Annotated in this window: 10 protein-coding genes; 8 read left to right on the top strand and 2 right to left on the bottom strand. The window is 47.7% G+C overall.

All coding sequences use genetic code 11. The features are described from left to right. The first annotated feature begins 91 nt into the window (after positions 1–91). Both ADU23_RS28175 and ADU23_RS28170 read left to right on the top strand, forming a co-directional pair. A complete protein-coding gene (locus tag ADU23_RS28175; protein ID WP_176707850.1) occupies positions 92–880 on the top strand; it encodes an ABC transporter ATP-binding protein in 789 nt (262 codons plus the stop codon). Then, positions 871–3,210: a poly(ethylene terephthalate) hydrolase family protein gene (locus ADU23_RS28170; RefSeq protein WP_053376797.1), complete on the top strand. Its 2,340-nt coding sequence runs from the start codon at positions 871–873 to the stop codon at positions 3,208–3,210. The genes ADU23_RS28175 and ADU23_RS28170 overlap by 10 nt, the downstream gene beginning before the upstream one ends. Positions 3,211–3,267: 57 nt before the next feature. Here ADU23_RS28170 and ADU23_RS28165 read toward each other — a convergent pair whose 3' ends face one another. Next, positions 3,268–3,993: a queuosine precursor transporter gene (locus tag ADU23_RS28165; protein WP_053376796.1), complete on the bottom strand. Its 726-nt coding sequence runs from the start codon at positions 3,991–3,993 to the stop codon at positions 3,268–3,270. Positions 3,994–4,234: 241 nt separating this feature from the next. On the opposite strand from ADU23_RS28165, the gene helD reads away from it, so the two are divergent. Beyond that, positions 4,235–6,562 (top strand): RNA polymerase recycling motor HelD, encoded by a 2,328-nt coding sequence (gene helD, locus ADU23_RS28160; RefSeq protein WP_053376795.1) that lies wholly within the window; start codon positions 4,235–4,237, stop codon positions 6,560–6,562. A gap of 2 nt (positions 6,563–6,564) precedes the next feature. On the opposite strand, the gene ADU23_RS28155 is transcribed toward helD, so the two are convergent. Then, the gene (locus ADU23_RS28155; protein ID WP_053376794.1) at positions 6,565–7,458 is read right to left on the bottom strand and encodes a PAS domain S-box protein; all 894 of its coding nucleotides are present in this window, start codon (positions 7,456–7,458) and stop codon (positions 6,565–6,567) included. Between the two features lie 703 nt (positions 7,459–8,161). On the opposite strand from ADU23_RS28155, the gene glgB reads away from it, so the two are divergent. The 5 genes from glgB to ADU23_RS28130 all read left to right on the top strand — a co-directional run bounded on the left by glgB (position 8,162) and on the right by ADU23_RS28130 (position 15,883). Next, positions 8,162–10,069, top strand: coding sequence for a 1,4-alpha-glucan branching protein GlgB (gene glgB, locus ADU23_RS28150; RefSeq protein WP_053376793.1), 1,908 nt, complete (start codon positions 8,162–8,164; stop codon positions 10,067–10,069). A 16-nt stretch (positions 10,070–10,085) separates the two neighbouring features. Beyond that, positions 10,086–11,252, top strand: coding sequence for a glucose-1-phosphate adenylyltransferase (locus ADU23_RS28145; RefSeq protein WP_053376792.1), 1,167 nt, complete (start codon positions 10,086–10,088; stop codon positions 11,250–11,252). After that, positions 11,249–12,361, top strand: a complete 1,113-nt coding sequence (gene glgD, locus ADU23_RS28140) for a glucose-1-phosphate adenylyltransferase subunit GlgD (protein ID WP_053376791.1) — start codon at positions 11,249–11,251, stop codon at positions 12,359–12,361. Before ADU23_RS28145 ends, glgD begins: the two co-directional genes overlap by 4 nt. Positions 12,362–12,452: 91 nt before the next feature. Further along, positions 12,453–13,916, top strand: coding sequence for a glycogen synthase GlgA (glgA, locus tag ADU23_RS28135; RefSeq protein ID WP_053376790.1), 1,464 nt, complete (start codon positions 12,453–12,455; stop codon positions 13,914–13,916). Continuing rightward, positions 13,898–15,883: a glycoside hydrolase family 15 protein gene (locus tag ADU23_RS28130; RefSeq protein ID WP_053376789.1), complete on the top strand. Its 1,986-nt coding sequence runs from the start codon at positions 13,898–13,900 to the stop codon at positions 15,881–15,883. The genes glgA and ADU23_RS28130 overlap by 19 nt, the downstream gene beginning before the upstream one ends. Positions 15,884–16,028: the final 145 nt, after the last annotated feature.

Raw genomic sequence — 16,028 nt, 5'->3', positions numbered from 1 at the left:
TAACGTTTATGTATATGCTTATAATGGTCGATATTATAGGCCAAGTCAAATTTACACCAAACAGAGCTGTCAACAGATAGGAGACTAAACGATGATTATTGACATTCATAACGTATCTTGGGATCGAAACCATAAACAAATTTTGAAAAATATAAATTGGCAGGTGAACGAAGGCGAGCACTGGTGCCTGCTTGGGCTAAACGGCTCTGGGAAAACGACGCTGCTGAATATGATAAATGGGTATATATGGCCAACTGAAGGCAGCATGGCGGTGCTCGGCAAAACGTTTGGGGAGTTTGATTTGCGCGAGCTTCGCAAAAGCATTGGCTGGGTCAGCACCTCGCTGCAGCAGAAGCTGTATGGCAGCGAAACAGCGATAAAGATCGTGCTTAGCGGCAAATTTGCTACAATTGGCTTGTATGACCAAACCGATTCAGAGGATCTCGGCCGAGCGGAAGCTTTAATGAAGGCGCTGGGCTGTACGGCATTGATGGAGAGGACTTATGATACATTGTCACAAGGAGAGCGGCAGCGCGTTTTAATCGCTAGGGCGCTAATGGCGTCGCCGAAGCTTTTGATTTTGGATGAACCGTGTACCGGCCTTGATGTATTTGCGAGGGAGCAGCTGCTGCAGATGGTCGCTGCCGTTGCGGCCGAGAGCAATGCGCCGACGATCATTTATGTGACGCATCATGTTGAGGAGATTTTGCCCGTTTTTACGAAGACGTTATTAATTAAGGAAGGACAAGTCTTCGCAGCCAATGAAACGTCCGACGTGCTGACTTCAGCTCTAATGAGCGAGTTTTTTGAAGTGCCGGTAGATATTCAGCGTCGAGACGGGAGAAACTGGCTGTCTGTGAAGGGGGATTTATGGAATTAGGCTTACAAGACACGGAAATACAACGATATGAACCAAGCAAGTGGGAAAAAACGAAAACATGGCTAACAAATCGGTATGTAACAAGAAATGCCCGTGATCATCTCGTATGGCGAACGGCTACCGGCAGCACCGCCTTGTTCGGATCCTTATCGATGCTTGCTGCTGTCCTTGGGATGCCGACAGGTCTTGGCACAGCAATAGACATCATTATATTTTTAGCTATTAACGCTGCTGCTATGAGCATAGCTGCTATCTTGCTATCATTCCTTTTGAATCTAATGTATCTGCCTTTGCCGCGAAGATTCACAGCAGTTTGGATCTTTGTGCTCGTTGAAACATATATAATCTTATATTTTGCCGAACTTGGCATTATGATGTCGATTGTCGTTTCATTGGCGTTCACACTAGCAGGTGCATTTGCTGGAATTTTACTAGGATTACTATTCAAAATGCGAATAAAACCGGGCAGCAAGGCGCTTCTTGCATTTGGATTTGCCTGTTTGATAGCCTTTGGTTATGTCTTTATTGATTGGCCGGGACCAGCGGCTGTGCCGCAAAGGGAAAGCGCGTTTAACGATCAATTAGCCGATAGCGTTGTTTCTTTGGACTTGCCCAATCCTGCGGAGCAGGGAGCATTTACTTTCCAAGCCTTTGCTTATGGAAGCGGGCAAGACAAGCATAGAGCGATTTTTGCGGATGAAGTCGGTGTGAAGACTACCCCAGTCGATGCGTCTGCCCATATAAGCAAATGGTCATCACTCAAAACAAGGTTTTGGGGTTTTGATGAGCATGATCTTCCTTTGAATGGTCGGGTTTGGATGCCAGAAGGTGATGGCCCGTTTCCAATTGTGCTAATGGTTCACGGCAACCATCTTATGGAAGATTTTTCTGACGGCGGATATGGCTATCTTGGTGAAATGCTTGCCAGCAAAGGCATTATAGCCGTTTCTGTCGATGAAAATTTTCTTAATTATTCGGTATGGTCGGGAATTCCCAATAATGATATGAAGGTGCGTGCTTGGCTGCTATTAAAGCATTTGCAGCAAATCAAGCAGTTAAACGATTCAGCAGGAAATCCTTTTTCGGATCGCGTAGATTTAGACAAGGTTGCCTTGATCGGGCACTCGCGAGGCGGGCAGGCTGTTGCGATGGCAGCGGATGCCATGCGGTGGTTCAAAGAGGATAAAACAATGAACAGCCTAAAAGACATTTCGATCCAATCCGTAATCGCGATCGCGCCTACGGACAAGCAGGTAGATGATAAGTCTGCCCGGTTAACCGATGTTAACTATTTAACGCTTCAAGGGGCTAGAGATGCTGACGTGAACAATTTTTACGGCGATCGCCAGTACGGCAGAACAGCCTTCACGGAGCAATCGGATAAGTTCAAAGCGGCATTATATATAGCTGACGCGAACCATAGCCAATTCAATTCAGACTGGGGAAGGATGGATGAGCGCCCGCCCGGCGGCTTGTTCTTGAATCGCCAGGATCTATTGGAAGCTGAGGAGCAGCGCCAAATATCAAAGGTGTATGTCTCGGCATTTCTGCAAGCGACATTACTCGGAGACGAGAGCTACAAGCCTTTGTTTAAAGACTATCGCACGGGATTAGCATGGCTGCCGGAAACGGCATATGTGAATCGATACGAGCAATCCGCTTTTACCGAAATCGCCCGCTATGACGATGGCAAACGGAAAACGGTGCTTAAGGACGGAGGCAAGGCTACTGCGACAGGCATGAAGGAATGGCAGATTGAATCTGCCGAGGACCGCGACGGGAAAAACAAAGGCACAAAAGGAATCGAACTGGAATGGAATAAACCCGGGGCACAATATGAGCTGGAGCTTTCTCCTAAGACGAGTATCGAGGCAGAAGGTTTAACGGAAGGCAATCTTGTGTTCTCTATGGCCAATCTTGAGCGTGATCTTGCCTCGCAAGTGGTTGCAGAAGATGAAGCTGAAACGTCAAACGCTGCAAATGACGCAGATGCCGCCGCTGCGGACACGGGATTGCCGCCGCTGCCAGCAGTTGAAATCGAGCTAACAACGGTGAACGGGGAAAGTGTGGAGCTGGTGCTAGACGATATTATGCCAGTAGCTCCGCCAGCATACACAGCCTTTATGAATCTGTCTTGGCTGGAAGAGCGAATAAAGGAAGAGAAATACAAAGAAGCGACAGAGCCTGTGTTCCAAACCTATGTGCTGCCTATAGATGAGTTTGGCACGGAGGGGAAGCCGATTTTGGCTCAAGAAATCAGCCGGATTACGTTCCGGTTCGTGAGCGAATCCGGGAAAGTCATGCTCGATGATATTGGATTTATGCCATAAGGATAAAAAAGCGGGATGCTGGCAGAAGGCAGTCCCGCTTTTGTATCCTTATTTAACTTAAGCAGCCGAGCTTTCCTTCTCTTCTTTGAAGGTGAAGCTTCTTGCCGCATATAAGAACGGTGTCGAAACAAGGGAAACAATAAATTTAATGACATAAGTCGACAAGAAAATCGACAGCCAAAGCTTATTGTCATAGCCTTCAGCGCCAGCGAATGCAATCGTACAAAAAATGAACGTATCAACAAGCTGGCTTACTACCGTGCTTCCATTGTTGCGAATCCAGAGCTGATTTGGAGCAGGACACAGACGTTTTAATACAGAATAGATCTTAACGTCAAGGAACTGGCTGACAAAATAAGCACACAAGCTAGCTAAGGCAATGCGAGGCATAAGCCCGAACAACGTTTCCAGCGCGCCCTGAACCTCAAGCGGAAATGGCTCGTTCAGCGGATTAAAGAGCAGCGCCATTTGCATAATAATAGTTGTGGCAATAAGGGTGAAGAAACCAAACCATACCGCTTTTTTAGCCGCTTTCTCGCCATATTTCTCGTTTAATAGGTCAGAGGCTAAATAAATCGTGCCGTACATGGTGTTGCCGAGCGTAATCGCTATAATCATGCCAAAAGCATGGATATCGATTGTTTTGACTACTTGAATATTGGCAAGCACGGTGGCCATGCCGATCCAAGCGTATATGCCTATCCGTCCGAAAAAACGGTAGGATAAAAGAAATAACGAAAAATGCACGAGCATAAAGATCGCGCCAAACCACAAATTAAACATCTTACATGTAACCTCCTAGTTTTGATAACGCGGGAGTTTTCGAACCGCGGATTGCAAGTATAGTGTATCAATTGACCTGTTTTTCTGCCTTTGTCATTATAAACGCTTCTTATGAGCGCGGCAATAGATTTTCATAAGGCGTTTCACATAGGCGGCAGAAGATGGTAGAATGGATGTTCCGTTTTAGGAATGGTATGATTATGTACTGGTTAGCCTTACTAAATAGTTAAGGAGTGTTATCATGACGAATCCAAATGAACAGTTGCAGCAAGAGCAGCAGCGTGTAAATGGCGTGACGGGGATCATCCGCTCGCGAATAGAGGAATTTCAAAAACAGGTAGGCGGGATGCGCGAGGATATTGTTGATATTCGTCGTAATTTCTGGGATGACGTAACGCTCAATTTTGAGGATGCGGCAGAATCAGCTGAATCGCACGCGAGCATGAAGCAGCAGGCAGAGGTGCTGTCGGAGCGCGAAAGAAGCCATCGCCATGCCGAGGAACAGCTCAAAACGCTATTAAAGCTGGAGCATTCCCCGTATTTTGGCCGAATCGATTTTGTGGAGCAAGGACAAACAAATTCGGAGCCGATTTATTTAGGCGTGGGCTCGCTGCTTGACGAAAGCGGCTATGATTATTTAATTTATGATTGGCGCGCGCCTGTCTCCAGCCTATATTATGATTACGGCCCGGGACCGGTCAAATATGAAACGCCGAGCGGATCGATAAACGGCGAAATGCTGCTCAAGCGGCAATATATTATCCGTGACGGACAGATTCGCAGCATGTTCGATACGGGCGTTACCATTGGCGATGAGCTGCTTCAAGAGGTGCTGGGCAAGCAATCCGACGCTCAGATGAAGAGCATTGTCGCCACCATTCAGCGGGAGCAGAACCGGATCATTCGTAATGAGCGCGCGCGTCTTCTCATCGTACAAGGCGCGGCTGGAAGCGGGAAAACGTCTGCTGCATTGCAGCGCGTGGCTTATTTGCTTTATCGTTATCGGGGCTGGCTGAATGCCGATCAAATCGTTTTATTTTCCCCCAATCCGATGTTCAACAGCTACGTAGCAACGGTGCTGCCTGAGCTTGGCGAACAAAATATGCAGCAAACGACGTATCAGCAATACCTTGAGCACAGGCTTGGACAAACATTTGCGTTAGAGGACCCTTTTTCGCAGATGGAATATACGCTCGCCGCTGATCATGACAGCGAATATGAGGCTAGAATCGCCGGCATTACCTACAAATCCGGCGCCGAGTTTATGCGCCTGATCGATGGCTACGCTGCCGCGCTTGGCCAAGAAGGGTTGGTTTTTAAAGCCGTCACCTTTAAGGGGCGTACGCTCATTTCCCAATCGGACATTGCGGAGCAATTTTATAAAAACGACCGTTCCATTTCAATCGGCAACCGCATGCGCTTAACGGCTGAATGGATGTTGAAGGAGCTTACGAGACTAAGCCGAGAAGAGCGCGAGCAGGAATGGGTTAAGGATCAGATCGAGCTGCTGGACCAAGAGGCGTATGCCAAAGCCTTTGAAGAGCTGCAGCGAAAAAATCGTTTTGCCGGCAATTCCTTTGATGACTTTGATGCGGAGCATGATTATTTAGCGGCTATGGTCGTGCAGGCGAAATTCAAGAAGCTGCGCAGACGGGTGAAGCGTTTATCCTTTCTGGATGTGCCCGCGATTTACAGGCGCTTGTTTGAAAACAATCATTCCCTGCTGGAGCGCGTGAACGCGAGCGAGCATAAGCTCCCGGACAAGTGGAAGGAGATCAGCGAGCAAACGCTTGTTATGCTTAAAAGCGGGAATATTTTCTACGAGGATGCGACGCCATATTTGTATTTAAAAGAAAAACTGGAAGGCTTCCATACGAATACGTCGGTGAAGCATCTGTTTATCGACGAGGCTCAGGATTATTCACCGTTCCAGTATCACTACCTAAAGCGCATTTTTCCTAACTGCAAAATGACCGTGCTCGGTGACCTTAACCAGTCGATATTCGTGCATGCCGTCGCAGGCAACGGATTCGATCCTTTATCGGAGCTTTACAGCGAGGAAGAAACGGAGAAGATCATTCTTACTAGAAGCTACCGGTCTACGCGGCCAATCGTAGCCTTCACGAGCCGAATGATTGACGGAGGCGACCAAATCGAGCCATTTAACCGTGACGGCGAAGAGCCAACGATTACCAAAGCTGATGATGAATCGCAGCTAGCGAACAAGATGAAGGACCGAATCGATCAATTGGTGCAGTCGGGCTATCAATCGGTGGCGGTCATTTGCAAAACAGCTGCTGAAAGCAAACGCGTGCACGCAGCCTTGCAGACTCATCTGCCTAAGCTGCGTTTGGTCGAGAAAGAAACGGTTACCTTTGAGAAAGGGATTATCGTCATTCCTTCTTATCTCGCCAAGGGCGTCGAGTTTGATGCGGTGCTTATTAGCAACGCCAGCCAATCCTATTACGGGCATGAAAGCGAAAGAAAGCTGTTTTACACGGCCTGCACAAGAGCCATGCATGAGCTGCATCTGTTTTATACCGATGAGCTCACGTCATTTATCCGTTAGTTTTATTTTCTTATTTCCGACCATATCTCATGAACTTCAATTTGAAGCTCCGAAGCGATCAGCTCTGCTGTGAGCCTTTGGGGCTTTAATATTTTTCCGTTGCGCAGCTTCGATATCGTTTGAATCGAGATGCCGGTTAAGGCAGATAGGTGACCTGCGGTTATATCTCTTTTGGCCATCCAAATGCGGAGCTTTACCGAGGCGTCGATTTGGTTGTCTATGGGGCGTAAATCCCAGATCACGAAGGCAAACTCGGATACGTCGCCATAGCCGTCGATGATAGGGGCGAGCGTGACGGACATTTCAAGCTCAATGCCGCTTTGCTTGCTTGTTGTAATCGTTATGCTTTTCTCTTTTTTATACTGATAGGCTTCCCGGAGCACTTCTCTCATGGAACCGTGATCCGTATCGGCGATAAACTGCATGAGCGTCTCGTCCTTTAAGTTGCGATCCGCTTCAAACAACAGGGGAGCGAGGCCATCTCTCACAAAACGGACATGCTGGTGGCTGTCCACAATACCGCTGATCAATACTTTGTTTCGTTCTGCTTTCTGCTCAATCCATTTGTAGGGGGTTAAGTCTTCAAAAATAACAAATGCGCGAATACGTTCATCTTGGCTGGATTTGGGCAAGGGCTGCTGATCAATGCGAACGGTGACTTGGCGCTTCAGCTTCGTATAGATGTTTACTTCGCTTTTTAATACTTGCCTGGAATTATCAATTTTATATTTTTTAAGCAAATAGCTGCTTTTTTTGGATTGCAGCTCCGCAAGCGTGTAGCCGGTTAACCGGAGAAAGGCTTGATTGGCATCATCGATACGCACCTCTCGGTCATTTTGACTCAAGAGAATCATCGGCTGATCCATCAGTTGAAAAATTTGGCTATAAATCGACAAAAATAAACACTCCTCTAACTACCATTCCGTTCCTTAACAAACAAGTAAAAGTATAAAATAGCCGAAGAGGACAAACAAGCCCATGAATTTGACATTTTCGTTTCAGTGATTCAAATGGGCGTTTTAGGTTTAATTAATTAAACTCGGTAGCTTAACGCTTACAAATCACGTGCATTTGGTGTTTTGCTTGTAATTAATCGCTCTTAACAAACGTACAGCAGGCTTTATTCTATTTTCATTTCCCGATAATATGGATAGCAGACAACTTCTATCAATAGGTATGAGCTATCAGGCAAACACACAGGGGAGACTGAATATGAACCAATGCAGCATAGAAAACTGTTTGAAGCCGATTAAAGCGAAGGATTTGTGCGCCATGCATCATCAACGACTGCTGCGCCACGGAGATCCCCATACTGTAAGGCCTCGACGCGAGAAGCAAGCCCCGAACTGCAAATGGATCAATTGTCCTAAACTATCGATTACGAAAGGTTATTGTTCTAAGCACTATTACATACAGCGTGTAATGGGGACAGGTCAGATCAATGTCACGAAATCTGACATAAGATAAATGAAGCTGTCGAATATCTATGAAAACAACTGTGTTTTTTTCATCAAACCATGTATAATGTGGTTACGGTAAATCAAGCACAGCTGTTTTTTGCCTATTCATAGATCATCCAACTGGGAGGTGAAACCACGAATGGTTCAAACGGCACCTAACGGATTATCGCACAAGGACCTCTATTTATTTAACGAAGGCAGCTCTTATCACAGCTACCGTTTTATGGGTGCGCACCTCGTCCGTGTGGGCAGAAATGATGGCGTCCGATTTACTGTATGGGCTCCAAATGCAGCAAAGGTTCGAGTTATCGGCGGTTTCAACAAGTGGGATGGGAAGCTTCATCCGATGGAACGTATCGGTACGACGGGCATCTTCACCTTGTTTGTTCCAAAGATCGGCGAAGGCGAATTGTACAAATACGAGATTGTGACTTCCGAAGGGAACGTCATTCGCAAGGCTGATCCGTATGCGTTTTTTGCCGAGCTTCGGCCTGGTACGGCCTCAATCGTAGCGGAGTTGCGCGGTTATGAGTGGGAGGATGAAGAATGGCAGCTTCAGAAGCGGGAGCTTCCAGCCTATTCGAATCCGCTGCTTATCTATGAGGTACACGCAGGCTCTTGGAAGATTAAAGGCAAAGAAGACTTTTTTACGTTTGATGAATTGGCTGATGATTTGATTCCTTATACAGTGGAATTGGGATATACCCATATCGAGCTGATGCCCATCTCAGAGCATCCACTTGATCAATCATGGGGCTACCAAATTACTGGCTTTTATGGCGTAACAAGCCGATACGGCACGCCTAAGCAATTGATGCGTTTTGTTGACAAGTGCCATCAGTCCGGGATCGGTGTTATTTTAGACTGGGTACCTGGACATTTCTGCAAGGATGATCACGGCTTGCGTCTATTTGACGGAAAGCCGATCTTCGAGGGTGCTGACGCTAAGCGCGCTGAGAAGCCGCTCTGGGGAACGCTTGCCTTTGATTTTGGCAAAAATGAGGTCGTAAGCTTTCTAATCTCCAACGCCATGTACTGGATGGATCTCTATCACATCGACGGCTTGAGAGTGGATGCTGTCGCCAGCATGATTAATTTACATATGGACAAACCGCCAGAAATGCACACTTACAACTACCTCGGCGGGCCAGACAACCTAGATGCTCTTCGCTTCATCAAGAAGCTCAATGAAACGGTGTTTCATTATTACCCCGATACCCTTATGCTTGCTGAAGATTCTTCCGCTTGGCCCGCAGTCACAGCACCAACCTACAGAGGCGGCCTCGGATTTAATTTTAAATGGAATATGGGCTGGATGAACGATATGCTGCGCTATATGGCGCTCGATCCGGCCGAACGCTCGCACCACCACCATCTCATCACGTTCTCGCTCCTATACGCATTCTCTGAAAATTATGTTCTACCTCTTTCACATGATGAAGTTGTACACGGCAAACGCTCGCTCTTAAACAAAATGCCTGGAAGCTATGAAGAAAAATTCGCGCAGTTGCGATTGTTTTACGGATATTGGATGACGCATCCCGGCAAGAAATTGTTATTTATGGGCAGTGAATTTGGTCAATTCGACGAGTGGAAAGACGGCGATATGCTCGACTGGATGCTCCTCGATTATGATACGCACCGCAGCATGCAACGATATGTAAAGTCGCTCAATCATATGTACAAGAATGAGCCTTCGCTCTGGGAGCGAGACAGCGATCCCGCATGCTTTGAATGGATTGACGTTCATAATTCAGCACAATCTGTCATATCCTTTATCCGCCGCGGAAAATCCAGCTTTTCCATCATCATTGCCAATTTCTCTAGAAATGACTATCAGCCATTTCGTATCGGTGTTCCAGAGCCAGGTTCTTATCGCTCTTTCATAAATAGCAATGACAAGCAATTTGGCGGAACGGAAACACAAACACAGCTATGCTACAGCAGCGAAAACGTCGCTTGGCACGGTCACGATCAGAGCATTGCGCTTCATTTACCCCCCTTTACATTCCAGTTCATCACCTTAGATCTGGGGGATACACATTGAGAGGGAGTTGGTGTCCATGGGCCGAAAAGAAATGATCGCTATGCTGCTCGCAGGAGGCGAAGGAAAAAGGCTAGGCGTGCTCACTAAGGATTTGGCAAAGCCAGCTGTCTATTTTGGCGGGAAATACAGAATTATTGATTTTACCTTAAGCAATTGCGCGCACTCAGGGATTGATACGGTGGGCGTATTGACGCAATATCAGCCGCTTGAGCTTAATCGCTACCTTGGAATCGGCAGTCCTTGGGGACTTGACCGCCGTGATGGCGGGATGACGATTCTGCCTCCGTTTATGAAACAAAAGGGCGGCGTCTGGTACAAGGGAACGGCGAATGCCATTTATCAAAATATGTCTTTCATTGAACCTTATAATCCTGAATATGTCCTCATTATTTCGGGAGATCACATTTACAAAATGGATTACGAGCTGATGCTGCAGCATCATAAGCGCTCTGGCGCCGACGTGACGATCGCAGGCATCGAGGTGGATTGGAAAGAAGCAAGCCGCTTTGGCGTGATGCACATCGATGATGAGGATCGCATAACCTCATTCGAGGAAAAACCGAAAAATCCAACGAGCAACATCGCATCGATGGGCGTTTATATTTTCACATGGTCAGAGCTTCAAAAATATTTGATTTACGATGAGGCAAGCCGCAGCTCCAATCATGATTTTGGCAAGGATCTGATTCCTGCCATGATGAGGGACGGAAAACGTCTGCATTCCTATCCGTTCAAGGGATACTGGAAGGATGTTGGTACGATCGAGAGCTTATGGGAAGCGAACATGGACCTCATCGCCGACGAGCCGCCGCTTGAGCTTGCCGACGCCGGTTGGCGCATCTATTCGGTTAGTCCTAATCAGCCGGCGCAGCATATCGGATCTACCGCGGAAGTATCCGCTTCGTTAATAACGGAAGGCTGCATGATTGAAGGCATCGTGGACCGATCCGTTCTGTTCTACGGCGTCAAAGCAGCAAAAAACACGGTTATTACCGAGTCCGTAGTCATGCCTAATGTACGTATAGGTGAAGGCGCGCGCATTTATAGAGCTATCATTGGCGAAGGGGCAGTCATACAAGCGGGCGTTACGATCGGCAGCCCTGATGATGATGCCATAACCGTTATTGCTGTTGATCAATACGTGACGAACGACCATTTGCTGCAGGAGGTGGAGCACTCATGAAGCATAAAGTCATGGGCGTCATCAATCTAATTCATGAGACTGACGAGCTTGAACGACTTACACAGGGACGCTGCCTCGCAACGGTACCCTTTGGCGCACGCTATCGCTTAATCGATTTTGTTCTGTCGAGCATGGTCAATTCGGGCATTTCTAAGGTAGCCGTATTCGCTCATACGAAATACCGCTCGCTTATGGATCATCTTGGCTCAGGCAAGCACTGGGATTTACAGCATCGCCAGAGCGGATTATTTGTGCTACCGCCGGCAACGGACGATATTCAGGAGATCAGCCGCGGCGATCTGTACCATTTCTATCAGCAGCGTGATTATTTTAATCGCTCATCGCTCGATTATGTGGTGATTACTCGCAGCCATATGGTGTGTAATATAGATTTTGAGAAGGTCATTCAATTTCATCTGGAGAAAGAAGCCGATATTACGGTTGTGTGCAAGCAGCAGGAGGATTTGCTGTCGGGCAAAGCCCGCAAGGTGCGGATGAATGATGAAGGCCGCATCACCTCGATTCAAGATCATTATGGACGGATGACCAGCGATATCAGCTCCATGGAGATGTACGTTATGCGCAAGGATTTGCTTATGGAGCTGGTAGAAACCTCGCTTGCGCAGGGCCAGGATCATTTGGTTCGCCATGCTATTTTTTCCAGGCTCGACAAGCTGAACGTTTATGGGTACATGTATGATGGCTACTTGGGTGTCGTCAATACGCTGAGCAGCTATTATCGCAATAATATGAATTTACTCGATCCCGACGTGTGGAAAGAGCTTTTCTACCAGCCAGGCCCTATCTTTACCAAGGTTAAGGATGAGCCGCCGGCACGGTATTTAGGAAGCTCCAAGGTTACGAATTCGCTTATTGCGAACGGCTGCCGCATTGAAGGCACGGTTACCAATAGCATCATATTCCGCGGGGTTCATGTTCAAAAAGGCGCGGTCATCAGCAACAGCATCGTTATGCAAAACGGCGTTATCGGGGAAAATAGCTTCCTCTCGCACAGCATCTTGGACAAAGATGTTCGCGTTGAAGCGGATCGTGATATTAGAGGCGCCGCAAGTTCGCCGTTTCTAGCAGGAAAACGGAAAATCATATAATACAATTTGCTCGCTAGAGCCGTCCTAAAGATGTGTCTCCAGTTGGGTTTTTGAAGGCGCTCATACCGCGTCAATTAGAAAGGAGAATCCTATGAACATATTGTTCGCAACCTCTGAAGCGGTGCCGCTAGCGAAGACGGGTGGTCTCGCCGACGTTGCAGGGGCGCTCCCTAAGGCGCTGAATAAACGGGGCGTTGATACCAGAGTCGTATTGCCAAAATATGAAGAAATTCCAGCCGCACTTATTGGGCAGTTCGAGCAAATTGCCCATTTTACCGTATCGTTTGGCTGGCGCAACCAATATTGCGGTCTGCTCAAAGCGGAGTTTGACGGAACGATTTATTATTTGATCGATAACGAGTTTTATTTTAAGCGAAAAGGGCTTTACGGCTATGGCGATGATGCGGAACGGTTCGTTTTTTTCTGCTTTGCCGTGATGGAAGCGGTCCGATATATGGAATTTCATCCTGATATCGTGCATTGCCATGATTGGCAAACCGGCCTCATCCCGTTCCTGCTGAAGACCCGTTATTATTTCGATCCGGCGTGGGCCTACACCAAATCGGTATTTACGATTCATAACCTGAAGTATCAAGGTTTGTTCGGCATCGACCTGCTGAAGGATCTGCTGGGAGCGGGCGATGACATGTTTCTTACCGACAGCTTGGAATTTCATGGTGCCGGCAGCTGCATGAAAGGCGGTCTCGTATATGCAGACAAGCTGACAACGGTCAGCGGCACATACGCGCAAGAGATTCAAACCGAATATTTTGGCGAGAGGCTGGATTCGCTGCTTAGATACCGTTCAGGAGATTTGATCGGAATCGTGAACGGCATCGATGACGAGCTGTTTGATCCGATGAATGATAACGCGCTAGAGGTGCCATACCGGAATTCGATCAGCCGCAAGCGAAAAAATAAAGTAGAGCTCCAGCGCGAGCTGGGACTGCCGCAATCCGAAGAGGTGCCTCTTATCGGAATTGTATCCCGGCTTGTGGAACAAAAGGGCTTTGATCTGATCGCCGCTACTTTCGAGGAGCTGCTTCAAGAGGACGTTCAATTTGTAATCTTAGGTGCGGGCGAAGGTCGTTATGAGCATTTCTTGAATGATGCCGCATATCGCCATCCCGATAAGGTTGCAGTATGGATAGGCTACGACGACAGGCTTGCCCGCCGCATCTATGCGGGCTCGGATATGTTTGCGATGCCTTCTCAATTTGAACCCTGCGGTCTAAGTCAGCTGATTGCGCTGCGCTACCGTACCGTGCCGATTGTTCGCGAGACAGGAGGACTTAAGGACACGGTACAAGCCTACAACGAATATACTGGCGAAGGTAACGGCTTCAGCTTTACGAATTACAATGCGCACGATTATATGTACACCGTACGCAGAGCGTTAGCTCTTTATCGTAATGAGGAAGCTTGGAAGCAAATTGTGTTTAACGGCAACAAGGAGGATTACAGCTGGAACCGTTCCGCCAAAGCCTATATATCCGTTTACTCACAACTTGCAGCGCATCGAAAGGAGAAGGAATCATGGCCCGTCATCTTGTAATCGGCAACGGAAAGATGCTTCTTAATTTGGATCAGCACTGTTATATTCGCGATATTTATTATCCGTACGTTGGACAGTTGAATCATGTAGGCGGTCAGTATTGCCGCTTAGGTGTCTGGGTGGAAGGCGCTTTTAGCTGGCTTGATGAGCCGGAGTGGAGATTCGATTTGGATTATATCGAGGATTCCTTAGTGACGAACATTACAGCGAAGCATGATGGACTGGGAATCGAGCTTCATATGAATGACGGCATTCATCAGCGCGAGTGTATTTATATTAAGCGGGTTGTCGTCCGCAACAGAACAAACGATCCTAAAGAAGTCCGTTTGTTCTTCCATCAGGATTTGATGATCGATGGCACGGAGGTTGGAGATACCGCGGTCTATTATCCGGAGAATCATACCCTGTATCATTACAAACGGAACAACTACTTTATGTTCAACGGCTTCTCTGACGAAGGCGGCATGACGCAATACTCGACAGGCATAAAAAGGTTTCAATCCGCAGAAGGCACTTGGCGCGATGCGGAGGATGGCGTGCTGATGGGCAATTCGATTGCCCAAGGCTCCGTGGACAGTACGATCAGCTTCCGAACGGTCGTTCAGCCGAACAACGATAAGACGATTTATTATTGGATGTCTATCGGCCAAAATCTCGAAGAAGTAAAAGAGCTGAACCAATACGTACAGGAAAATCATCCGGAGAAGCTTCTCAGCCGAATGGTTATTTACTGGAAGCATTGGCTGCGCCGCGCAGAATCCGATCTTGGCGATTTGCCGCATGATGTTGTGAAGATGTTCAAGCTAAGCTTGCTGCTTGTTCGAACGCAGGTTGATGAACGCGGAGCAATATTGGCTGCGAATGATACCGATATTTTGCAGTACAATCGTGACCATTACAGCTATATGTGGCCGCGTGACGGCGCCCTTATTGCTGACGCCATGTCGATGGCCGGCTATCAAAGCGTGATCGCTCCGTTTTTTCACTTTTGCGCGCAAGCCTTATCGCCAGATGGGTATTTGTATCACAAGTACAACCCGGATGGCACCGTTGGCTCCAGCTGGCATCCTTACATCGTGCAGGGAAGCAGACGTTTGCCTATTCAAGAGGATGAGACAGCTCTCGTGCTGTTTGCCTTATGGAAGGACTATTCGCGCAATCAAGTCATTGAGCTGCCGCAGTCGCTGTACAGCAATTTAATTCGAAAGGCAGCAACCTTTCTAAGCTCCTATATGGAGCCATCCTTGTCGCTGCCAAAGCCAAGCTACGACCTGTGGGAGGAGCGCTACGGCATCTGGACGTATACGGCTGCTTCTGTCTATGGCGGCCTGATGGCTGCTTCGTTCTTCACCGATCTGTTCGGCGATTATGAGCGCAGCGACCATTACAAAAAAACGGCAGAAGAGATTAAGCACGGCATCATTACCCAACTGTGGGATGAAGATGCCGGACGGTTCGCGCGCGGCCTTATTCAGAAGGACAATCGCTGGGTGAAGGATATGACGCTCGAGAGCAGCTTGTTTGGCGTTCTTGAGTTTGGCGTATTGCCTGTTGATGATTACCGCGTCGTGCAAACGATGCTGGCGATTAAGGAAGGCTTGCAGGTGAAAACTCATATCGGGGGCGTCGCTCGCTACACGAATGATTATTACTTCCAGCAATCCGGCGAAATTGATAAGGTTCCCGGCAACCCATGGATTATTTGCACGCTTTGGGTAGCTAATTTCGAGATTGATTCAGCCAAATCGCTTGAAGAGCTGGAAGGACCGCGCCGCACGCTGCAATGGGTATCCGATCATGCGCTCAAAAGCGGCTTGCTGCCGGAGCAGCTTAATCCGTTTGACGGATCGCCGCTATCGGTAGCACCGCTAACGTGGTCACATGCGACGGTAGTCCACAGTGTAAGCAAGTATGCGGCAAAGTATAAGCGTCTTCGATTGGAAGCTGAGGCTAACGGTTTGCTATAAAGCTTCAAAACAAAGAATGAAATAAACTTAAAAAAAGCCTGTATGCATTTGGGACTGACCCCCATTTATGAGACAGGGATCAAAACACCTTTCAAGTTTAAACGGCCAGTCGCCTGTAATCAATCGGCGACTGGTTCTTTAGTTT

The organism is Paenibacillus sp. FJAT-27812, assembly GCF_001273905.1.
In the GTDB taxonomy this organism is placed as follows: domain Bacteria; phylum Bacillota; class Bacilli; order Paenibacillales; family Paenibacillaceae; genus Pristimantibacillus.
The sequence above is the reverse complement of the archived record's forward strand: the minus strand, read 5'-3'. Positions and strand labels throughout refer to the sequence as shown.